At 73.3% G+C, this 21,930-nt stretch carries 16 protein-coding genes and 1 pseudogene; 15 read left to right on the top strand and 2 right to left on the bottom strand.

Annotated features, from left to right (window positions below; genetic code table 11):
- The 11 genes and pseudogenes from ACI8AG_RS14560 to ACI8AG_RS14510 all read left to right on the top strand — a co-directional run.
- Positions 1-164: pseudogene (locus ACI8AG_RS14560) on the top strand (methyl-accepting chemotaxis protein); the annotation flags it as partial.
- Between the two features lie 430 nt (positions 165-594).
- Positions 595-2,151 (top strand): methyl-accepting chemotaxis protein, encoded by a 1,557-nt coding sequence (locus ACI8AG_RS14555; RefSeq protein WP_456590156.1) that lies wholly within the window; start codon positions 595-597, stop codon positions 2,149-2,151.
- 240 nt (positions 2,152-2,391) lie between these two features.
- The gene (locus ACI8AG_RS14550) at positions 2,392-4,863 is read left to right on the top strand and encodes a chemotaxis protein CheW (RefSeq protein ID WP_456597616.1); all 2,472 of its coding nucleotides are present in this window, start codon (positions 2,392-2,394) and stop codon (positions 4,861-4,863) included.
- Position 4,864: 1 nt separating this feature from the next.
- Positions 4,865-5,317 carry a chemotaxis protein CheW gene (locus tag ACI8AG_RS14545; RefSeq protein ID WP_456590158.1) on the top strand — a complete coding sequence of 151 codons (453 nt, stop codon included), beginning with the start codon at positions 4,865-4,867 and terminating at the stop codon, positions 5,315-5,317.
- A 333-nt stretch (positions 5,318-5,650) separates the two neighbouring features.
- Entirely contained in the window at positions 5,651-6,553 is a 903-nt protein-coding gene (locus tag ACI8AG_RS14540; RefSeq protein WP_456597615.1) for a hypothetical protein, read from the top strand.
- Positions 6,554-7,036: 483 nt separating this feature from the next.
- On the top strand, positions 7,037-8,146 hold the full coding sequence (locus tag ACI8AG_RS14535) for a protein-glutamate methylesterase/protein-glutamine glutaminase (protein WP_456597614.1): 1,110 nt from the start codon (positions 7,037-7,039) through the stop codon (positions 8,144-8,146).
- Positions 8,143-8,967, top strand: coding sequence for a CheR family methyltransferase (locus tag ACI8AG_RS14530; RefSeq protein ID WP_456597613.1), 825 nt, complete (start codon positions 8,143-8,145; stop codon positions 8,965-8,967). The genes ACI8AG_RS14535 and ACI8AG_RS14530 overlap by 4 nt, the downstream gene beginning before the upstream one ends.
- Position 8,968: 1 nt before the next feature.
- Positions 8,969-9,352: a response regulator gene (locus ACI8AG_RS14525; protein WP_456590162.1), complete on the top strand. Its 384-nt coding sequence runs from the start codon at positions 8,969-8,971 to the stop codon at positions 9,350-9,352.
- Positions 9,353-9,357: 5 nt separating this feature from the next.
- Entirely contained in the window at positions 9,358-9,891 is a 534-nt protein-coding gene (locus ACI8AG_RS14520; RefSeq protein WP_456590220.1) for a chemotaxis protein CheX, read from the top strand.
- Positions 9,888-10,250 (top strand): response regulator, encoded by a 363-nt coding sequence (locus ACI8AG_RS14515; RefSeq protein ID WP_456590163.1) that lies wholly within the window; start codon positions 9,888-9,890, stop codon positions 10,248-10,250. Before ACI8AG_RS14520 ends, ACI8AG_RS14515 begins: the two co-directional genes overlap by 4 nt.
- Entirely contained in the window at positions 10,247-10,741 is a 495-nt protein-coding gene (locus tag ACI8AG_RS14510; protein ID WP_456597612.1) for a hypothetical protein, read from the top strand. The genes ACI8AG_RS14515 and ACI8AG_RS14510 overlap by 4 nt, the downstream gene beginning before the upstream one ends.
- A gap of 199 nt (positions 10,742-10,940) precedes the next feature.
- Here ACI8AG_RS14510 and ACI8AG_RS14505 read toward each other — a convergent pair whose 3' ends face one another.
- Both ACI8AG_RS14505 and ACI8AG_RS14500 read right to left on the bottom strand, forming a co-directional pair.
- On the bottom strand, positions 10,941-11,396 hold the full coding sequence (locus tag ACI8AG_RS14505; RefSeq protein ID WP_456597611.1) for an ATP-binding protein: 456 nt from the start codon (positions 11,394-11,396) through the stop codon (positions 10,941-10,943).
- 210 nt (positions 11,397-11,606) lie between these two features.
- Positions 11,607-12,800 carry an AAA family ATPase gene (locus ACI8AG_RS14500; RefSeq protein WP_456590166.1) on the bottom strand — a complete coding sequence of 398 codons (1,194 nt, stop codon included), beginning with the start codon at positions 12,798-12,800 and terminating at the stop codon, positions 11,607-11,609.
- Between the two features lie 291 nt (positions 12,801-13,091).
- Between ACI8AG_RS14500 and ACI8AG_RS14495 the strand changes: the two genes are divergently transcribed.
- From ACI8AG_RS14495 to ACI8AG_RS14480, 4 genes are all read left to right on the top strand, one after another.
- Positions 13,092-13,463: a phage holin family protein gene (locus ACI8AG_RS14495; protein WP_456597610.1), complete on the top strand. Its 372-nt coding sequence runs from the start codon at positions 13,092-13,094 to the stop codon at positions 13,461-13,463.
- Between the two features lie 70 nt (positions 13,464-13,533).
- Entirely contained in the window at positions 13,534-18,549 is a 5,016-nt protein-coding gene (locus ACI8AG_RS14490) for an NAD-glutamate dehydrogenase (protein ID WP_456597609.1), read from the top strand.
- Positions 18,550-18,620: 71 nt separating this feature from the next.
- Positions 18,621-20,480: a glycoside hydrolase family 15 protein gene (locus tag ACI8AG_RS14485; protein ID WP_456597608.1), complete on the top strand. Its 1,860-nt coding sequence runs from the start codon at positions 18,621-18,623 to the stop codon at positions 20,478-20,480.
- The gene (locus tag ACI8AG_RS14480; RefSeq protein WP_456597607.1) at positions 20,477-21,835 is read left to right on the top strand and encodes a glucose-6-phosphate dehydrogenase; all 1,359 of its coding nucleotides are present in this window, start codon (positions 20,477-20,479) and stop codon (positions 21,833-21,835) included. The genes ACI8AG_RS14485 and ACI8AG_RS14480 overlap by 4 nt, the downstream gene beginning before the upstream one ends.
- The last annotated feature ends 95 nt before the right edge of the window (positions 21,836-21,930 follow it).

Genomic DNA, 21,930 nt, shown 5'->3' with positions numbered 1-21,930 from the left:
AGGAGGCCGCCGGCGGTACGGGGCAGATCGCGGAGAACATCACCAGCGTCTCCACGGCCGCGGACGCCACGACCCAGGCGCTGACCCAGACCCGCACCGCCGTGGACGAGCTGTCCCGGATGGCGGCTGACCTGCGCACCACGGTCGGGAGGTTCAGCTACTGACCTGACGCGAACTTCCCCCCGGCCGGGCCGGGTGGTGACCCCTTCCCCGGTCGCCACCCGGCCCGCGTCGTTCCTGGACGGGTGCCCGGGTGGGCGAGGGCTCGGCGGTGCCGCCATCCGCGCCGGGGCGGCTCGGCAAATTCTCGTCAAGTCGACACGGGAAATGCGGTTGCCGGCCATTCTCGGCGATGCCGTGCGACACGTCGATGATTGGTGCAACGTCAATCTTGGAAATGTCCTAACATTTTGCTCGTCGCCTCGGCCCTACGTGTCGGCCGCGCCTCCACCGAGGTGTTTCGTTCGTTCCCGACGAAGTCCTCGGCCCACCCCGCTGCCCTATTCCTGGAGAACCGTCATGTCCGCCGCCGCTCGTTCCACTCATGCCACCGGGCCCTCCCGTTCACCGCTGTCCTGGTGGGGCGACCGATCGGTGAAGACCAAGGTCCTCACGACCGTCTCGGCCGCGGGCGTCGTCGCCGGCGCCATCGGGGTGCTCGGACTCCAGGCACTCAGCGCGTCCGCCACGGCGGCGGATCAGCTGTACGAGGACAACCTCCTGGGCGTCGCGGCCGCCGCCGACATGGACGGGTTGCTCGGTGACATGCGCGTCAACCTGCGCGACACGGTCCTCGGCACGGATACGGCGGCCAAGATCGCCGACATCGACAACCTGAGCGCCGAGCTCCAGGCCGTCGTCGCGGAGTACCGCGCCGGGACCAGCGCACCGGAGAAGCTCGACATCCTCGATGGGGTCGACGCCGACATCAGCAGCTACGTCGCCTTCCAGAAGGACGTCCTCGTCCCCTACGCGCAGAAGCAGGACTTCGCCAGCTGGATGAGCGCGAACGCGGAGCAGGGGGCGCCGCTCGCCGAGAAGATGGGCGGCGGCATCCAGGCGCTACGGGACATGGAGGCCGAGGAGGCGAGCCAGGCGGCCGCCGCGATCCGCAGCGAGTACGAGAGTCAGCGCGTCGTGTCGATCATCATCATGGTCGTCGGGATCGCCCTGGCGCTGGCGGGGGGCCTCTACGTCGCCACGGGCATCGCCCGCTCCACCCGCAAGGTGCAGGACGTCGCGACCGGCCTGGCCGCTGGTGACCTGACGCGCTCCAGTGGCCTGACGACCAAGGACGAGCTGGGCCGGATGGGCCAGGCGCTGGACTCCGCGGTGACCGACCTCCGGGCGGTGATGGCCTCGGTCGTCGGGTCGGCGGACGCGGTCGCGGCTTCCTCCGAGGAGCTGAGCGCTTCGTCGGCGCAGATCTCGGCCGGTGCCGAGGAGACCTCCGCACAGTCGGGCGTGGTTTCCACCGCCGCCGAGGAGGTCAGCCGCAACGTGCAGACCGTCGCCGCCGGCGCGGAGCAGATGGGCGCTTCGATCCGGGAGATCGCCAGCAACGCGGCGGAGGCCAGCGACGTCGCCACCCGCGCGGTGCAGGCCGCCGAGACCACCACGGCCACGGTCGCCAAGCTGGGGGAGTCCTCGGCGGAGATCGGCAACGTCGTCAAGGTGATCACGAGCATCGCGGAGCAGACGAACCTGCTCGCCCTGAACGCCACCATCGAGGCCGCCCGCGCGGGTGAGGCCGGCAAGGGCTTCGCCGTGGTGGCGAACGAGGTGAAGGAGCTGGCGCAGGAGACGGCGAAGGCGACCGAGGACATCGCCCGGCGCGTGCAGGCCATTCAGGGCGACACGACGGCCGCGGTGACCGCGATCGGGGAGATCTCCACGATCGTCGCGCAGATCTCCGACCGGCAGACCACCATCGCCTCGGCGGTGGAGGAGCAGACGGCCACCACCAACGAGATGTCCCGCTCGGTGCAGGAGGCGGCCAGCGGATCCACGCAGATCGCCGAGAACATCACCGGCGTCTCGTCCGCCGCGGACTCCACCACCCAGGCGCTGGGCCAGACCCGCATCGCCGTCGACGAGCTGTCCCGGATGGCCGCCGACCTGCGCACCACCGTCGGCCGCTTCACCTACTGAAGAGCCCCCGTCCACTCACTCCTCGCAGGCTTCGGGGTGGGCCTCCGGACGGGGCCTGCGCCGGGCCGGCCCACGTGCCGGCCCGGCGCCGTCCCCCCGGCTGGGGGGTCGGTTGCGGGCCATGAACTGCCGATAACACGGCTGACCGGTGCGGTGCGGGTTCACCTTGAATCCGCGGCCGATCCGCCGATGACCCAACGGGGCCGCCTGTGCTCCGCCGCGATGAGAGAGAAGGCAGCAGTGGACGGTCTGGACGACATCGTCGAGGAGTTCCTCGTCGAGAGCCACGAGAACCTCGACCAGCTCGACACCGACCTGGTCGCGCTCGAGCAGGAACCGAACTCCCGTGAGCGGCTGTCCAGCATCTTCCGGACCATCCACACCATCAAGGGCACCAGCGGCTTCCTGGCCTTCAACCGCCTGGAGGAGGTCACGCACGTCGGCGAGAACATGCTGTCCCGCCTGCGCGACGGTGAGCTCGCCCTGACGCCCCAGCGCACCAGCGTGCTGCTGCAGATGGTGGACACGGTCCGGTCGCTGCTGACCTCGATCGAGGCTTCCGGCGGTGAGGGTTCGGTGGACGTCTCCGCCGTCGTCGCCGCCATCAGCGCCGCCATGGAGGACGGCCCGGCCGCCGCTGCCGAGGCCCCCCCTGCCGAGGCCAGCGCTGTCGAGGCCCCCGTGGCCGCTGCGGCGGCCCCGGCGAAGAAGGCGCCCGCGAAGAAGGCGCCCGCCAGGGGGACGGCCACGGCTGCCGCGAAGGCCCCCGCCAAGCCCGCCGCCGCCAAGGCGCCGGCCAAGCGCGCCCCACGGGCCAAGCCCGTCCTCGCTCCCGTCGTCGAGGAGCTGCCCGAGGGCCCGCAGGATGACCTGCGGGCCGACCTGCCCGAGGAGCCGTTCATCCCGGCCCCCGTCACCGAGGAGCACCCGGTGTCCGAGTCCGTCGCCGTCGACCACCCCGAGGGGGAGGCCGTCCCCGCCGACGCCGCCGCCGGCGGTCAGGTCCGCCGTGCCGTCGCCGACAGCACGATCCGCGTGGACGTCGACCTGCTCGACGAGCTCATGCTGCTCGTCGGCGAGCTGGTCCTCACCCGCAACCAGATCGTGCAGAACGTCGCGCGGCAGACCGACACCGACCTGATCCGCGCCTCCCAGCGGCTGAACCTGATCGCCAGCGAGCTGCAGGAGGGCGTCATGAAGACGCGCATGCAGCCCATCGACCACATCTGGTCCAAGCTGCCGCGCGTCGTCCGCGACCTCGGCCTCCAGCTGAAGAAGTCGATCCGCCTGGAGATGGAGGGACGGGACACCGAGCTCGACAAGACCCTCCTCGAGGCCGTCAAGGACCCGCTGACCCACCTCGTCCGGAACTCCGTCGACCACGGCATCGAGGCACCCGAGGACCGCAAGAAGGCCGGCAAGCCCGCCGAGGGCGTCCTCACCCTCCGCGCCCGGCACGAGAGCGGCCAGGTCGTGGTGGAGGTGGCCGACGACGGTGCCGGCATCGACCCGGTCAAGCTCGGCGCCAAGGCCGTCCAGCGCGGCCTGCTCACCGCCGACGCGCTGTCTCGGATGAGCCCGGCGGACATCCTGCAGCTGATCTTCCTGCCCGGCTTCTCCACCGCCGCGGCGGTCACGAACGTCTCCGGCCGCGGCGTCGGCATGGATGTCGTCAAGACCAACATCGAGTCCATCGGCGGCACGATCGAGGTCGAGTCCGACGCGGGGGTGGGCACCGTCTGCCGGCTGCGCATCCCGCTGACGCTGGCGATCGTGCCGGCGCTGACCGTCGAGTGCGCGACCGACCGCTACGCGATCCCGCAGATCAGCCTGCAGGAGCTCGTGTCGCTGGATGCCGAGAAGGCCGTCAACGCCGTCGAGGAGGTCGGTGGGGCGCAGGTGTACCGCCTCCGCGGCGAGCTGCTCCCGCTGGTCCGGCTCACCGATGTCCTGGGTCTGACCTCCGAGCGGCACGACGGGCACGTCGTCATCGCGGTCCTGCGCTCCGAGGGCCGGCGCTTCGGCCTGGTCGTGGACCGGGTCATCAACACCGAGGAGATCGTCGTCAAGGCCGTCGGCGGTCAGCTGAAGGCGATCGGCCTGTACTCCGGGGCGACCGTCCTCGGTGACGGCACCGTGGCGCTGATCCTCGACGTGCAGGCGCTCGCCCGCCGTGCCCTGCGCACGGAGACCACCGACCGGCAGGAGGCGCGGGCCGGTTCGCTCCAGGTCGCCTCCGCCGAGACCGACCGGCAGCGGATGCTGCTGGCGGCCATCGGGGGCGGTCGCCGGGTGGCCATCCCGCTCGACACGGTCACCCGCCTCGAGCAGGTCCGCACCGAGGCGGTGGAGAAGGTCGGCAACCGGGAGGTCGTCCAGTACCGCGGCGCCATCCTGCCGATGGTCCGGCTGGACCGGCACCTGGGCGCCTACGGGGAGAGCGACCGGGAGGTGCTCGAGGTCATCGTCTACGCCGACCACGGCCGCAGCGTCGCCATCGTCGTGGAGGAGATCCTCGACATCGTCGACGGCGAGGCCGCTGTGCGCAGCGACATCGACGACATGGGTCTGCTCGGCTCGGCCGTCCTCGGCGACAAGGTGACCGAGCTGCTCGACGTCCGGGCCGCGATCCTCGCCGCCGACCCGGCGTTCTACTCCGCTCCTCCCACGACGACGCCCGACGGCGTCCCCACCGCTCTGCTGGAGGTCTGACGTGACCGCTTCGACCCACACCCTCGCGCCGGCGACCAGCGGTCAGCTGGCCACCTTCCGGCTGGACGGCGACCTGTACGGCATCGAGGTCGAGCACGTGCAGGAGGTGCTGCGCAGCCAGCAGCTCACCCGCGTGCCGCTCGCGCCGACGGCGGTCGCCGGCCTGATCAACCTGCGTGGCCAGGTGGTCACCGCGATCGAGCTGCGTGAGCGGCTCGGCCGGCCGCCGCGTCCGGAGGGCACCGACCCCGTCGTCATCGTCGTCCGGCTGCACGGCGAGGCGGTCAGCATGCTGGTCGACTCGATCGCCGACGTGGTCGACGTCGACGCCAGCGACTTCGAGGCGCCGCCGGACACCCTCGAGGGTCAGGCCCGTGACCTCATCCGCGGCGCCTACAAGCTCGACGGGAAGCTGCTGCTGGCGCTGGACGTCCAGAAGGCCGTCAGCGCGTAGCGGTTCGTCCTCCTCCGAAGGACACCACGACCAGGAGCGACACCGCAGCACCGGGCGGCGGGGAGGACCACCTCCCCGCCGCTCGTGCGTTCGGCCGCGCGGTCGGCGGGATCGCGGCACCCGGCGGGTGGCCGGGGACGAGGACGACGGGACGGCCAAGCCAGCACCTCGGGTAGCGATCGGTAACACGCAGTGATCAATCGCTGACCGCGCACGGTGCGACACACGCTGTAGGTGTACAGGCGCTCCTGCGATGGGGTGACGGGCGCATGGTGCTGCCCCGCCCGGGCAGCCAGCATGGGTCCGTCCCGTTGTCGGAGCCGTGGAGGCGTCGTGCCCTACTCGCTGGTCAGTGCCGCCACCCTCGGCTTCGACCTCGTCCGTCTTCCGGGCGGCCGGGCCGTCGCCGAGGTGCTGCTCGCCGGACTGGGGGCCGACGAGCCGGCGATCAGCCGCCTCGCCGGCGTCCACCCCGCCCGCGGCCTGGACCGTGAGCAGCGCGGCGTACGGGCGGTCCGGTCCCGCCGGGCGCGGGAGATGGCCGCCGCGGTGCCCCACGTACGCACCGCCGCCGACGCCGCCCAGGGCGCCGGGGACCGTACCGCCCTGCTCGTCCGCCAGCTGGAGATGGGCACCATCGGCGACGCCCCCACGCTGGAGCGACTGCTCCGCGAGGACGTCCTGGGCACCGAGCACGCCCTCTCCGGCCGGCTCGACGCCGACACCTGGGAGCAGGCCGCCGACGTCCTGGCCGACGCCGCCGTCGGCTTCTGGGCAGCCGGGGTGCTGCCGCCCCTCGTGCGCCGCGAGCTGACCGCCGCCTTCGACCGCGCCCTGGACACCGGCCCGCTGGCCGGCCCCGCCGGGTGGGGGCTGGAGCACGCCGCGGAACTGAACGGTTTCCTCGCCGCCGTGCGCGACCTGGACGACGCCGGGCGGTCGCGCTGGCGTGCGGCCGTCGACGAAGGGCGCGCCGCCCACCGTCCCTGGGCCACCGCGATGCACGAGGCCTCGTGGGGAGCGCACGTCTCCGGGCGCACCCGGGCACTGGCCGCCGCGCATCTGCTCGCCGTGCAGGCGTTCCTCGACGGTGGCTTCGACCTGCACGACGGAGCCGCCGGTGCCTGGAACGCCGTGGCCGGGTGCGTCCAGGCACTGGTCCTCGACGACCTGCTCGGCAGTGAGAGCGCCGCGGTGCTCCGCGCCCCCGGGCGTCGGGTCGGCATCCTGTCCTGACCGGCCGCTGCGGTCCGCATCGGGCCGCGATCCCCCGGTGGCCGACCATTTCCGGGGCACATGTCGACCACGACCGTCACGGTCGCCGAGTGGGCATTGTCGACACCCAATGACGGCCAAAGAATAGGGCCAGACCTTTTCGCGTGTCGGCTGTAGCCCGGCCCTCTCCCGCCGAGACTCTGAGGCAGCACCAGCCCGCCCTGGTCGGGATCCACCACGACCAGGACGGGCTGCGGCGTTCCAGAGGGTCCGGCGTCCCCCTGCCCGCGCACCGTCCACGGCCATTCCCCGGAATGCCGAGAACGGTCGTCGGTCGGCAGCTCCGTCTTTCTCTGGCGCCGTGCTGCGGCATTCCTGGCGTCCGTTCCCGAACGAATCGGCGGACGTCGGCGGCCGTACCGCCGAAGGGCTCAAGCCCGACGCGGAGATGCCGATACAGACAACGAGCCCGCCGGTCGGCGCGGGCAGGGGCCAGGAGGACGTGTGAACCCGATCCGGGTGATGGTGGTCGACGACTCGGTCGTCGTCCGCAAGATCGTCACCGACGTGCTCTCCGCGGACCCGGGGATCGAGGTCGTGGGCACCGCCGTCAACGGCAAGGTGGCCCTCGGCAAGCTCGAGCAGCTCAAGCCCGACCTCATCACGATGGACATCGAGATGCCGGAGATGAACGGCATCGAGGCGGTGCGGGCCATCCGCGGCGCGCGCAACCGCGTGCCGATCGTCATGTTCAGCACGCTCACCGAGCGCGGTGCCACCGCGACGCTCGACGCGCTCTCCGCAGGCGCCAACGACTACGTGACCAAGCCGGCCAACGTCGGCAGCGTGGCGCAGTCCATGGAGAGCGTCCGCGAGCAGCTGATCCCCAGGATCAAGGCCCTCACCGGCCGGCCGATGACGCCGTCGCGGGCCACCACCCAGGCGCCCCCGCCGCCGCGCCCGGCCGTGCCACGAACCGGGCCGGGCAAGAAGCCGGCGGTCCTGGTCATCGGGTCCTCGACCGGTGGACCCGAGGCGCTCGCCCGGGTGCTCCCCGCGCTGCCGGCCACCCTGCCCGTGCCGGTGCTGCTGGCCCAGCACATGCCGCCGGTGTTCACCCGGCAGTTCGCCCAGCGGCTCGACCGGCTGAGCCCCCTGCGCGTGGTGGAGGCCGTCGACGGCACCCCGCTGGTGCCCGGCACCGTGCACCTCGCCCCCGGTGACCACCACCTCGTCGTCCGCGCCAACGGCCGCGCAGGCTTCTCCACCTCGCTGAACCAGGGCCCTCCGGAGAACTTCTGCCGCCCGGCGGTCGACCCGCTCTTCCGCTCGGCGGTGGCCGCCTTCGACGGTGCCGTGCTCGGCGTCGTGCTGACCGGCATGGGCGCCGACGGGCGCAACGGCTGCGGCGAGATCCGCAACGCAGGCGGCACGGTCGTCGTGCAGGACCAGGCGACGTCGGTGGTCTGGGGCATGCCCGGCGCCGTCGCCCAGGCCGGCTACGCCGACGAGGTGCTGCCGCTCGACCGCATCGCCGAAGCCATCCAGCGGCACCTCGCCGGTACCGCACCCCTGAACAACGCAACAGCTATGGCCGTGGGAGGTCGTCGATGAGCCTGACCGCGACCAGTTTCGACTGGGTCCGAGAACTCGTCCGCAAGGAGAGCGCCATCGTCCTCCAGCCGGGCAAGGAGTACCTGGTGGAGGCGCGTCTCCTCCCGATCGCCCGGCAGATGGGCCTCGCCGACGTCACCAAGCTGGTGGAGACGGTGCGGACCCGGCCGAGCGCCGACGAGACCCGCAAGATCGTCGAGGCGCTCACCACCAACGAGACGTCCTGGTTCCGCGATGGTGACCCGTTCACCGCGCTGACCTCGACCGTGCTCCCGGCGCTGCTGCAGGCCCGCGGCCCGAGCGAGCGGCTGCAGATCTGGTCGGCCGCCTGCTCCAGCGGGCAGGAGCCGTACACGATCGCGATGCTTCTGGACGACGCGCTGCCGAACGCCGCCTCGCGCGTCTCGATCACCGCGACCGACCTCTCCCGCGAGATGGTGCAGCGCACGCGTGCCGGCCGGTTCAGCCAGCTCGAGGTGAACCGGGGCCTGCCGGCTCCGATGCTGGTCCGGCACTTCACCCGGGCCGGCACGGAGTGGGAGGTGTCGGCCAACCTCCGCCGGATGGTCAACGCCAGCGAGTGCAACCTGGCGGCGCCGCTGCCGCGGATGGGCCCGTTCGACGTGGTCTACCTGCGCAACGTCCTCATCTACTTCGACCTGCCCACCAAGCAGTCGATCCTCCGCCGCGTGCGGGGCCTCATGCGACCCGACGGATGGCTGTTCCTCGGCGCCGCCGAGACCACCCTCGGCGTCGACGACTCCTGGGAGCGGGTCGTCATCGGCCGCAGCTCCGCCTACCGCCCACTGAAGGGGGCCTGACATGCGTGCCTTGGTGATCGACGACTCGCGCGCGATGCGCCGGATCGTCACCGGGATCCTCACCGGGTTCGGCTACGAGGTCCGGGATGCCGAGCACGGCCGCGCCGCCCTCGACGTGCTGGACGAGGGCTGGGTCCCCGACCTGGCGACCATCGACTGGAACATGCCGGTGATGGACGGGCTGCAGTTCGTCTCCGCCGTGCGCGCCAACCCGGCCTGGCGCCGGATGACCATGATGATGGTCACCTCGGAGAGCGAGCACACCCAGATCGTCCGCGCCCTGGCCGCCGGCGCCCACGAGTACATGATCAAGCCGTTCACCGCCGACGCCTTCCGCGACAAGCTCGCGCTGCTCGGCCTGCTCCCGCAGGAGGTCTCCCTGTGACCGCCATGGACACGGGCGAGCGTCGTCGCGCCGGCGACGCCCGCCCCGTCATCGCCGACCTGATCGACGGGGACACCGTCCTGTCGATCGCGCAGGAGGCCTGGATCTCGCTCGTCGGCGAGGACGAGGTGCTCGTCCCGGTGCCCGGTGACCTGCCCGCCGACATCCTGTCCAGCTGGGTCGACATCGTCGGCCCGTGGACCGGCAGCGTCGTGCTGACCACCGCCCGCGCCACCGCCGAGGAGCTCTCGCGTGCCCTGCTGCGCGAGCACGCTCCGGCTGTGCTCGACGGCGAGGACGTCGCGGATGCGTTCGGCGAGATCGCCAACGTGGTCGGCGGCAGCGTCAAGGCCGCGCTGCCCGGCCACTCGGCCCTGAGCCTGCCCCAGGTCGGCAACGCACCGCTGGTGCGCAACCCGGCCGACGTCTGCCGCATCGACGTCGTCTGGCGCGGCGAGCCGATCGCCATCTCCGTGCAGGGCGCCCTCCCGCCACTGCCTGTCCCCACCCCCACCCGCGAGAACGAGGTGTCCTTGTGAAGATCCTGATCGCCGACGACAGCCGCGTCATGCGGCAGATCGTCATCCGCACGCTGCGCCAGGCCGGCTACGACGACCACGACATCGTCGAGGCCGAGGACGGCGCCGACGCGCTGGCCAAGGTCTCGGCGGAGAAGCCGGACCTGGTCCTGTCCGACTGGAACATGCCCAACATGACCGGTATCGAGTGCCTGCAGGCGCTGCGGGCCTCCGGCTCGGCGGTCCCCTTCGGCTTCGTCACCTCCGAGGGTTCCCCGGAGATGCGGGAGAAGGCCGCGAACGCCGGCGCGCTGTTCCTCATCGCCAAGCCGTTCAACGAGGACACCTTCAAGGAGCACCTGGACGGGGTGATCGCATGACCGCCCCCGCCGGCACCGTGCAGCTGCCCGCCGCCAAGGACATCCGCGACATGCTCACCGGCCTGGTCGGCCGGCCGGTCACCGTCTCCCCCGGGGCGCCGGTGACGCCGACGCCGGAGAAGCCGGTGGCGGTCGCCGTCTACGTCGACCCCCAGATGGGCGTGAACGCGCTCTGCCTCATGGACCTGGGTGCGGCCGCCTACACCGGCTCCGCCCTCGCCCTGCTGCCCCCCGGGGGCGCGCAGGACGCGGTCGAGGAGGACGGCGAGCTCACTGGCATGCAGGTCGAGGCGCTGCACGAGGTGGTGAACGTGCTCTCCGCGCTGTTCAACACCGCGGGCGCCCCGCACTCGAAGCTGCACAAGCTGTACGCCCCGGGCGAGGAGCTGCCCGGTGACCTCGCCGGGATGCTCTCCGCCTTCAACCGGGTGGACCTCGCCATCGACGTGCCCACCTACGGCAAGGGAGCGATCTCCTTCGTCGTGCCGTGAGGCGATGACATGGCGGTCCTCCGGACCGCACCGCGGTCAGGTGCCGTCCCCGGGCGGCGCTGAGCCGCTTCGTCATGGCATCCCGGACCCCTCCGGGGCCCACTCGCCGTGACGCACCGCGGCCGACGGTCGTGCACGGCGAGACCCCCGCCGCCTCCGGGCGACGGGGGTCTCGCCGTGTTGCACGTGGAACAGGTGGTCAGGTGAGAGCGGGCGCCCGGTTCTCGCTCTCGGTCGGCAGGCAGGCCCAGACGTGTTTGCACTCCTCGTCGACGTACCAGCCGTGCGCCACCGACAGGCGGGCCACGAGCTGCAGGCCCATGCCGCCCCGGGCCGGGTCGCGGTCGGCCGTGGGCGCGGGCATCGCCTCGGGCGCGCGATCGCTCACGTCGAGCAGCCAGCCGCCGCTGCCGGCCACCACGGTGGCCACCACGGGGTGCTCCCCGTGGCGCAGGGCGTTGGAGGCGAGCTCGTCGAAGGCGAGCACCAGCTGCTCGCTGCACTCGTCGTCGGCGGGCGGGTGCCCCACGTCCCGGAGCCGGGAGCGGAGGGCTGCCCGGGCCGCAGGGAGCTCGGCAAGGGCGCGGAGCCGCCAGCGCCACACCTCGCCGCGTCCGTCCGGTAACGGACGCACCGGCCACGCGAGTCGCCCCATGCCTCCCCCTCGACTCGGGTCCACGACCGTCTCGTGGTGCCCCGCCGGGGCGGCTGTCAACCCCTTCGGGCGCGGTGGCGGTGCGCTGTGTGCGGCATCACCCGCTCCCTCCCGGCAGGTGGGATCTCGTTCCCGGACCCCGCACGCCCTCGTGCGGCCGGGCCCGGTTCCCGGTGCGGTGTGGCGCGGCCTGCGGGTGCAGGGGCTCCGTCAGTCCGGGTGGCGCAGCAGGTACCGGCCGAAGTGGGGCACGGTGAAGGCGATCTGGCCCCGCTCGGCGGAGTAGACCAGCCCCTTCTTGATCAGCGAGTCGCGCGCGGGGGAGAGGGACGCCGGCTTGCGGCCGAGGGCGACCGCGACCTCGGAGGTGGCCACCGCGGTGCCGCCGGGGCCGCCCAGCTCTGCCATGGCGTGCATGTACTCGCGCTCGGCGGGGGTGGCGCGGTCGTAGCGCGAGCCGAAGAAGCCGACGGCCAGCTCGGCCTCGGCGACCGGCGCGGCCATCGCGACGTCGGCGGGGGTGATGGGGGAGGAGGCGGCGACGTCCCAGGTGACCTTGCCGTAGGCCTGCACGAAGTAGGGGTAGCCGTCGGCCGCCTCGTAGAGGGCGTCCAGCGCGGCGGGCTCGAAGGTGACGTCCTCCCGCTCGGCGGGCGCGAGCAGCGCGCGGTCGGCGGCCTCGCGCTCCAGCCGGTCGATCCGCAGGTAGCGGAACAGCCGCTCCGAGTAGCTCTTCGAGGCCGAGAGCACCGCCGGCAGGTGGGGGAGCCCGGCGCCGACGACGATCAGCGGCGCCCCCTGCTGGGAGAGCTCGTGGCAGGCCGCGCAGATGGCCGAGACGTCGTCGGCCTGGATGTCCTGCATCTCGTCGATGAACAGGGCGATGCCGCTGCCGATGTCGGCGGCCACCCCGGCGGCGTCGCTGAGCAGCTCCACCAGGTCGATCTCCATGTCGCCGGAGTCGGCCCGCCCGGTCGCCGCGGGGACGTCGATGCCCGGCTGCCAGCGGTCGCGCACCTTGGCCTCCGGCGTGTTCACCCGCTGCGCGAAGGCCTTGACCACCCCGAGCACCTCGGCGACCGACTCCTGGTCGCCGTGGCGGGGCCCCAGCTCCCGCAGCGCCATGTGCAGTGCCGAGGAGATGGGGCGGCGCAGCGACTGCTCGGGCCGCGCCTCGATCTTGCCGGTGCCCCAGCCGCGCGAGATCGCCGCGGAGCGAAGCTGGTTGAGCAGCACCGTCTTGCCCACGCCGCGCAACCCGGTGAGCACCAGCGACCGCTCCGGCCGGCCCCGGGCGATGCGCTCCAGGACGACGTCGAACGCGGAGAGCTCGCCGTCGCGGCCGGCCAGCTCGGGCGGGCGCTGGCCCGCGCCCGGGGCGTAGGGGTTCCGCACGGGGTCCATGCCGAGCACCGTATGGGCTTCTCTAGCGTCCGCCGTAGAGATTCGTAGAAGGCGCTCCCCGCGTGTCGCGTGGGACGGGTGGTGCACCGGGAAGACCGCGCGCCGTCGCGAGGTCTGTATCGGTTGGTCTAGCGCAGTCGCTAGACATGGTCATACGGCGCTCGCGAGAGGGCCCCGCCGGGCGCTCCCTGACGGTCGAGCCCTCTCTGCGGCTCTCTAGCTCCAGAGCTAGACGGCGCCAGATGCACGGAGATCCCACGATCGGCCGCGCGCCCCCGCTAGCGTGACCACGTGATCAAGTTCGCGCTCAAGGTGGTCATCCTCGGGGCGGTCTTCTACGCCCTGACCTACTTCGACGTGCTCCCGGGGCTGGAGGTCGTGCCGAACCCCGACGCGCCACTGGGCGAGTTCGGCACCTACCTGTGGATCGCCCTCATCTTCGGCGTGGTCAACGCCATCGTGGGGCCGATCCTGCGCCTGCTGTCGCTGCCCTTCGTGCTGCTCACGCTCGGGCTGTTCCTGCTGCTGATCAACGCCGCGCTGCTGGGGCTCACCGCCGCGATCACCGATCGCCTGACGGTCGACGGCTTCGGCACGGCCGTCATCGGTGGGCTGATCCTCGCCGTGGCCGGCTGGGTCGCGGATCAGCTGCTCGACCGCTGAGCAGCCTCGTGCCCGCACTGGTCCCGCGCCGCCGTGACGACGGTCTCAGTGGGCAGTAGCGTGGCCTGACATGGCCAGTGACACCGGCGTCGCCCCGGGGACCCCGGTGCGCGACCGGGACGGCGGGCCGGGGGGCGGCTCCCTCACCGAGCTCGCCGCCCTCGAGGCCGGCCGCGACGAGAAGAAGCTGCTCCTGCGCGAGGCGGCCCGCGCCGCCGTCGCCGAGGCCGGCCGCGGGTCGCCGGCGCTCCCTCCGGGCTGCACCGCCGACGACCTGCCGGCGTTCCTGCGCCGGTACTACTGGAGCGAACCGGCCGAGGAGGTCCTCGCCACCGATCCTGCCCAGCTGGCCGCGCTCGCCCTCGGGCACCTCTCCCTCGCCGAGGTCCGCCCGGTCGGCGCAGCCATCGTCGACGTGCAGGCCGTCCCGCGCGGGCAGGGCGCCGGCCGAACGGTGATCCGGCTCGTCACCGACGACATGCCGTACCTGGTCGACTCGGTCACCGCCGAGGTGGTCCGCCAGGGATTCCGGCTCGAGCACGTGGTCCACCCGTTGCTGGTCGTCCGCCGCGACATCCGCGGCCGGATCACCGCCCTGTGCGACAGCCTGGACACCGCTGCCTGCGGTGACGATGCCGTCGCCGAGTCGTGGATGGCCGTCGTGCTTGACGGCCCGCTGGACGGCGAGGCGGCCGGTGACCTGGTGACGGGCCTGCGCGCCGTCCTCGACGACGTGCGCGCCGTCCACGAGGACGGCGACCGGATGCGCGCCCGGATGGTCGCCCTCGCCGCCGAGCTCGACGAGCTGGGCCCGGTGAGCGGGGCCGGCCCGGAGGCTGCCGATGATCCCGCCGACGACCCCGCCGAGGCCGCAGCGCTGCTCCGCTGGCTCGCCGAGGGCAACTTCGTGCTCCTCGGCGCCCGCGACGTCGAGATCACCGCAGGAGTGGACGCCGTCGCCCGGCCGGTGCCCGGGACGGGCCTCGGAGTTCTCCGCAGCGACACCGACATGGCCCGCTCGGCGACCGCCCCGCCGGAGGCCCCGGGGCTCACCGGGCGCCACCGGCTCACGGTCACCAAGGCCGACACGCGCTCGACGGTGCACCGCCGGGCGTGGCTGGACCTGGTCGCCGTCACCCTGCCGCACAGCGATGGCGAGACCCGACGGCGCCGGTTCGTCGGGCTGTTCCCGTCCACCGCGTACGGCACGAGCGTGCTCGACGTCCCGCTCGTGCGCCGCCGCGTCGCCGAGGTGGTCCGCCGTTCCGGCGTCCCGGCCGACAGCCACACCGGCAAGCAGCTGCTCGACATCCTGGAGACCTACCCCCGCGACGAGCTGATGCAGGTGGGGGCCGACGAGGTCCTGCCGGTGGCGATGGCGGTCCTGCACCTGCAGGAGCGGCGCCAGACCCGCCTGTTCCTCCGGCAGGACCCGACCGGGCGGTTCTGGTCCGCGCTGGTCTACCTGCCGCGCGACCGGTACACCACCGAGGTCCGGCTCGCGATGCAGCGGCTGCTGCTCGAGCGGCTGGGCGGCTCCGGCATCGAGTTCACCGCCCGGTCCACCGAGTCGGTGCTCGCCCGGCTGCACTTCGTCGTCCGGTTGCCGGTGGGCAGGCAGCGCTCGGCGCCCCCGGTGGACGTGGACGTCGAGGGGCTGCAGGCCGAGTTGGCCGCGGTCGCGCGCAGCTGGACCGACGACCTGTCCGCTGCCCTCTCGGCGCGCTTCGGCGCGGACGCGGAGAGAGTGTTCTCCCGGGTCGCCGACGCCTTCCCCGCCGCCTACCAGGAGGACTTCCCCGCCGAGCGCGCCGTCGAGGACCTCGAGCGCCTGGACGGCCTCGCTCCCGGCGACCTGTCGCTGCGGCTGTGGACGCCGACCGGTGCGGCCCCGGGGGAACGCCGGCTGTCGGTGTACCGGGTCGGCGAGCGGCTGCTGCTCTCGCAGATGCTGCCCATGCTGCAGAACATGGGCGTCGACGTCGTCGACGAGCGGCCCTACGAGATCGACCGGATCGGGGCGCCACCCACCTGGATCTACGACTTCGGCGTCGCCGTCCCCCAGGTCGAGCTACCGCTGGTCCGCTCCCTGCCGGAGCGGTTCACCGAGGCCGTGGCCGCGGTGTGGCGCGGGGACGCCGAGGACGACGGCCTGGGCGCGCTGGTCATGCTCGCCGGGCTGAACTGGCGGCAGGTGACGGTGGTGCGGGCCTACGTGCAGTGGCTGCGCCAGGCCGGGCTGCCGTTCAGCCAGGCGTACGTCGAGCAGACCCTGGCCGCCCACCCCGGCGTGGTCGCCCGGCTGGTGGCGCTGTTCGAGACCCGCTTCTCGCCGGGCCGGGTGACCGGCCGCGACGCCCGGCAGGCCGATCTGGTCGAGGCGCTGCGCCGCTCGATCGGCGAGGTCGCCTCGCTCGACGCCGACCGGGTGCTGAGCTCCCTGCTGGCCGCGGTGACCGCCACCCAGCGGACGACGTACTACGCCACGTCGTCGACCCAGCCCACCCCCCTGGCTCTCAAGCTCGACCCGGCGGAGGTGCCCGATCTCCCCGAGCCCCGGCCCGCGCACGAGGTCTGGGTGAGCTCACCCCGCGTGATGGGCGTGCACCTGCGGTTCGGCAAGGTCGCCCGTGGCGGGCTGCGCTGGTCCGATCGCCGGGAGGACCTGCGCACCGAGGTGCTGGGGCTGGTGAAGGCGCAGATGGTGAAGAACACCGTCATCGTGCCCACCGGCGCGAAGGGTGGCTTCGTCGTCAAGCGCCCGCCGGGGGAGGGGGCCTCCCGCGAGGAGGTGCTCGCCGAGGGGCAGGCCTGCTACCGGCTGTTCATCGGCGCGCTGCTGTCCCTCACCGACAACCTGGTCGAGGGCCGGGTCGTCCCGCCGCCGAAGGTGGTCCGCCACGACGGCGACGACAGCTACCTGGTCGTCGCCGCGGACAAGGGGACGGCGACCTTCTCCGACCTGGCCAACGAGGTGGCGCTGGAGCGCGGCTACTGGCTGGGCGACGCCTTCGCCTCGGGCGGCTCGGTCGGCTACGACCACAAGGCCATGGGCATCACCGCCCGCGGGGCCTGGGAGTCGGTCACCCGCTACTTCCGCGAGCTCCACCTCGACGTCCAGCGCGACGACTTCACCGTCGTCGGCATCGGCGACATGTCCGGGGACGTGTTCGGCAACGGCATGCTGCTCTCCGAGCACATCCGGCTGGTGGCGGCGTTCGACCACCGGCACGTGTTCGTCGACCCCACGCCCGACGCCGCGACGTCGTTCGCCGAGCGCCGGCGGCTGTTCGCGCTGCCCCGGTCGTCGTGGGCGGACTACGACACCTCGCTGATCAGCGAGGGCGGTGGCGTCTGGCCGCGCACGGCCAAGACCGTGCCGGTGTCCGAGCAGATGCGGGTCGCCCTCGGGCTGCCCGGGAACGTGACGGCGCTGAGCCCCGTCGAGCTGATCCGCGCGGTGCTGCTCGCGCCGGTGGACCTGCTGTTCAACGGCGGGATCGGCACGTACGTGAAGGCCGCGACCGAGAGCCACCTCGAGGTGGGGGACAAGGCCAACGACGCGGTGCGCGTGGACGGCGGGCAGCTGCGGGTGCGGGTGGTGGGGGAGGGCGGCAACCTCGGCCTCACCCAGCGGGGCCGGGTCGAGTACGCGCTGGCCGGTGGCCGGGTGAACACCGATGCCATCGACAACTCGGCCGGCGTCGACACCTCCGACCACGAGGTGAACATCAAGATCGCGCTGAACCGGGTGGTCGACGAGGGGCGGATCGACGCCGAGGGCCGGGCGGCGCTGCTCGGCGAGATGGCCGACGACGTCGCCGCCGCCGTCCTCACCGACAACCACGCGCAGAACGCGACCCTCGCCGGGGAGGCCGCGGCGGCGCGCAGCCTGCTGGACTCCCACGAGCGGTTCATCCGGTCGCTGGAGCGGTCGGGGCGGCTCAACCGCTCGGTGGAGGCGCTGCCCGACGCCCGCGGTCTGGCCGAGCGCCGTCGCGACGGGCAGGGGCTGACCAGCCCGGAGCTGTCGGTGCTGCTGGCCTACGCCAAGCTGCAGACCGGTGACGCCGTACTGGCCTCCCCGCTGCCGGACGACCCGGCCCTGGAGGAGCTGCTGATCGGCTACTTCCCCGCCCCGCTGCGCAACCGGTTCCCCGCCGCGGTCACCAGCCACCCGCTCCGCCGCGAGATCATCGCCACCGCGCTGACCAACCGGGCGGTCAACATCGCCGGCGTCACCGGCCTGTTCCGGCTGGGGGAGGAGACCGGCGTGCCGCTGCCGGCGGTCGTCCGGGCGCATGCGGTGGCGCGGGCGGTGTTCGGCATCGATGGCCTGTGGGACGCCGTCCGCCCCCTCGACAACCAGGTCTCCGCCGCCACCCAGGTCGAGGTGCGCACCGAGGCCACCCGGCTGGCCGAGCGGGCGACCCGCTGGCTGCTCCGCCAGCCCGACCTCACCGCGGAGACCGCGGCTCCCCTGGCGGAGGTCACCGCCCGGTTCGGCCCCGCGGTGGCGCAGGTGGCCGGCGGGCTGCCCGGTTGGCTGCTGGGCAGGGAGGCGGAGGCGTACGCGTCCCGGGCCGCCCGGCTGCAGGAGGCCGGCCTGCCCGCGGAGCTCGCGGCCCGCGTCGCGGCCGCACCGCTGATGCCCGCCGCGCTCGACCTCGCGGTGGTCGCCGAGCGCACCGGGGCACCCGTGGCCCTGGTCGGCCGGGTCATGCAGCGACTGGCCGAGCGGCTCGGCCTGGTCGCCCTGCGCGAGCAGGTGACCGCCCTGCCCCGCGACCGCCGCTGGCCCGCGATGGCCCGGGCCTCGCTGCGCGACGACCTCGCCATGGAGCAGTCCTCGCTGACCGAGGACGTGCTGAGCCTGCGCACCGCGGACACCGACGACGCCGACGAGCTGGTGTCGAGGTGGGAGGAGGGCTGGGCCACCGCGCAGCACCGCGCGGCCGCCCAGCTGGCCGACATCACCGCCGGGGAGCGGCAGGAGCTCGCGGAGCTGCTGGTCGCCGTCCGCACGCTGCGCGGGCTGCGCCGACGCCGCCAGGCCCGGCGCCTGCCGCGCCCCGAGGAGAAGTAGCCGCCGCCGAATGACTCCGCGCCCTGGCGGGCAGGGTCGGGGCGTCCGCCGTCCCGACCTGAGGAGCCGCTGTGCCGCTGCGCCCGCTCGACCGCACCGACGGGTACCTGCCCATCGAGGACCACGGCCTGATCGGTGACGGCCTCACCTGCGCGCTGGTGGCCCGTGACGGCAGCATCCCCTGGCTGTGCCTGCCGAACTTCGACAGCCGGCCCTTCCTGGCCGGCATCCTCGACGCCGAGCGCGGCGGCAGCTTCGGCATCGCTCCGGCGGGGCTGCGGGAGTCGGCCCAGCGCTACCTGCCCGACACGGGGATCCTGGTGACCGAACTGCAGGGCGCCGACGGGCGGCTGGAGCTCACCGACTGCATGACCCTGCGCTCGGGGTCCGACCTGGGCGAGCAGGTGCCGCCGGGGCGCGGGGAACTGCTGCGCCTGGCCCGGGCGCTCGGGGGGCGGGTGACGGTCGAGGTCCGCCTCACCCCGCTCGACGGCGTCCAGGTGCGGCGCGAGCTCGGCGCGTGGCGCATCCTCTGGCCGGCCCACCCGGAGCTCGAGCTCTCCCTGTGGTGCTCGCACGAGCTGTCCGTCGACCGGACCGGCGCCCTGAGCGCCCGCGTGGAGCTCGACGACGGGGAGCTGCTCACCTGCACGCTGCACTGGTCGGGGCAGACGCACACCCGGTCGCGCACCGCGCCTCAGCGGCTGGTCGACCAGACCGCCGCCGCCTGGCGGGACTGGGCCGGGCGCATCCAGTACGACGGCCCGCAGCGGGAGCTCGTGCGCCGCTCCGCGCTCACGCTGAAGCTGCTCGACCACGCCTCCACCGGCGCGATCATGGCCGCGGCGACCTCCTCGCTGCCGGAGGCGATCGGCGGCGTGCGCAACTGGGACTACCGCTACACCTGGGTGCGCGACGCCGCCTTCACCACCTACGCCCTGCGCCGGATCAGGATGCACGAGGAGGCCGACTCGTTCCTGGCCTGGACGCTGCGCAACATCGAGCGCGACGACCGGGCGAGCATCGTCTACACCCTCGACGGCCGGCGCCCCGGCCTGGAGTGGCAGGACCTCACGCTCTCGGGGTACCGGGGATCGGGGCCGGTCCGGTGGGGCAACGGGGCGGCGCGGCAGGTGCAGCACGACGTCTACGGCGAACTGCTCGACGTCGCCTACCAGTGGGCGCGCGCCGGCGGCGAGGTGTCCCCGCCGCTCTGGCGCGCCCTGTGCGAGCTGACCGGCCAGGCGATCGCCAACTGGCGGACGCCGGACAACGGCATCTGGGAGATCCGCGCCGCGGGCCGGCCCTTCACCTACTCCGTCGCCCTGTGCCACGTCGCCGTCGACCGGGCGTTGCGCATCGCGGACCTCTGCGGGCTGCCGCACCCCCGGCGGGAGTGGCAGCGGGAGGCCGACCTGATCCGGGCGACGCTGCTCGAGCAGGCCTGGGACGACGAGCGGGGGACCTTCACCGAGCACCTGGCGCCGCCGGGGGAGGCGCAGCGGGGCGGGCTGGACGGCTCGCTGCTCACCCTGCCGCTGCGCCGGGTCGTCGCCGCGGACGACCCGCGCATGGTGGCCACCACCGAGGCGGTCCGCCGGCACCTCGACGCCGGCGACGGGCTGCTCTACCGGTACCTGCACGACGAGTCGCCCGACGGGTTGCCCGGGGGTGAGGGCGCCTTCCTGCTCTGCAGCTTCTGGCTGGTCGACAACCTGGCCGGTCAGGGCCGGCTCGACGAGGCGCACTCGCTGTACGACTCGCTGTGCGGGCGGGCCAACGAGGTCGGTCTGCTGGCCGAGGAGGTCGACCCCTCGACGGGTGCCTTCCTCGGCAACTTCCCGCAGGCGTTCAGCCACGTCGGGGTGATCACGAGCGGGTGGAACCTGGCTCGTGCCGAGTCGGCGCGGGCGGGGGAGGAGCGGGCATGAAGCGGTCGTTCGTCGTCCTCGGTGGGAGCGGTGACCTCACCGGCCGGTTGCTGCTGCCCGGGCTGGCCGAGCTCGTCGAGGCGGGAGTGCTCGACGAGGAGGTCGACGTCCTCGCGGTGAGCCGGGAGGAGTGGAGCGACGAGGACTACCGGGGGTGGGCGCGCCGCCGGCTGGACGCCCACGCCGCCCACGTCCCCGAGGGCACCCGGGACCGGGTCGTCGGTCGTCTCCGCCACGTCCGCGGGGACGTCACCGTGGGCGAGGACCTGCGCCGGGCGCTCGACCGGGTCGAGCACGTGCCGGTGGTCTACCTGGCGCTGCCGAACACCGTCTTCCGGCCGACCCTGGAAGCGCTGGTGGAGGTGGGGCTGCCTGACGGGGCGATCGTCGCCGTGGAGAAGCCGTTCGGCCGGGACGGGGCCGACGCGCGCGAGCTCAACCGCCTCCTCCACCAGCTGGCGCCGGAGGACGCCGTCTTCCGCATCGACCACTTCCTCGCCAAGCAGACGGTGCTCAACGTCCTGGGGCTGCGGTTCGCCAACCGGTTGTTCGAACCGGTGTGGAACGCCGCGCACATCGAGCGTGTGGACATCGTCTTCGACGAGACGCTGGGGCTGGAGGGCCGGGCCGGCTACTACGACACCGCCGGCGCCCTGCGCGACATGCTGCAGAACCACCTGCTGCAGCTGCTGGCCCTGGTGGCGATGGAGCCACCGCTGACCGTCGACGCGGCGGGGCTCGCGGCCCGCAAGGGCGACGTGCTGCGCGCCGTCCGGCCGCCGGAGGACGTGCGCCGGGACACCGTGCGCGCCCGGTACACCGCCGGCACCGTCGGCGAGCGGGCGCTGCCCGACTACGCCGTCGAGGAGGGCGTGGACCCGGACCGGGGGACCGAGACCTACGCCGAGTTCACCGTGACCATCGACAACTGGCGGTGGTCGGGCGTCCCGTTCCGCCTGCGGAGCGGGAAGGCACTGGGCGCCCAGCGGCGGGAGATCGTGATCCGCTTCCGGCCGGTCCCGCACCTCGCCTTCACCGACGAGGATCCCGAGCCCGACGTCCTGCGCATGCAGCTGGACCCCGACGGCATCGCGCTGGAGGTCAACCTCAACGGCGCCGGCGACCCGTTCGACCTCGAGCGGCGGACCCTGGACATCGCCCTGCCCCCGGCCGGGCTGTCGGCCTACGGGTTGCTGCTCCGGGAGATGCTGGCGGGCGACGCCGCGCTGTCGATCAGCGACGTCGAGGCCGAGGAGTCGTGGCGGATCGTGGAGCCGGTCCTCGCCGCGTGGGCGGCCGGCGAGGCGCCGTTGCTGGAGTACCCCGCCGGCTCCGACGGCCCCACCCCCGCCTGACGTGCGAGATCTGCACACTCGCCCCCATCAGGGACCTGATGCGGGCGAGTGTGCAGATCTCGCCCCGTCTAAGGAGATCTAGCTGAAGCGCTAGA

The sequence above is a fragment of the Blastococcus sp. SYSU DS0552 genome (assembly GCF_054050815.1).
This window is presented reverse-complemented; position numbering and strand designations above follow the sequence as displayed.

Excerpts from the sequence above, each read along its gene's own strand:
- ACI8AG_RS14530 (WP_456597613.1), top strand. The coding sequence starts at position 8,143 with ATGAGCCTGACCGCGACCAGTTTCGACTGGGTCCGAGAACTCGTCCGC.
- ACI8AG_RS14525 (WP_456590162.1), top strand. The coding sequence starts at position 8,969 with ATGCGTGCCTTGGTGATCGACGACTCGCGCGCGATGCGCCGGATCGTC.
- ACI8AG_RS14520 (WP_456590220.1), top strand. The coding sequence starts at position 9,358 with ATGGACACGGGCGAGCGTCGTCGCGCCGGCGACGCCCGCCCCGTCATC.
- ACI8AG_RS14510 (WP_456597612.1), top strand. The coding sequence starts at position 10,247 with ATGACCGCCCCCGCCGGCACCGTGCAGCTGCCCGCCGCCAAGGACATC.
- ACI8AG_RS14505 (WP_456597611.1), bottom strand. The coding sequence starts at position 11,396 with ATGGGGCGACTCGCGTGGCCGGTGCGTCCGTTACCGGACGGACGCGGC.
- ACI8AG_RS14500 (WP_456590166.1), bottom strand. The coding sequence starts at position 12,800 with ATGGACCCCGTGCGGAACCCCTACGCCCCGGGCGCGGGCCAGCGCCCG.
- ACI8AG_RS14490 (WP_456597609.1), top strand. The coding sequence starts at position 13,534 with ATGGCCAGTGACACCGGCGTCGCCCCGGGGACCCCGGTGCGCGACCGG.
- ACI8AG_RS14480 (WP_456597607.1), top strand. The coding sequence starts at position 20,477 with ATGAAGCGGTCGTTCGTCGTCCTCGGTGGGAGCGGTGACCTCACCGGC.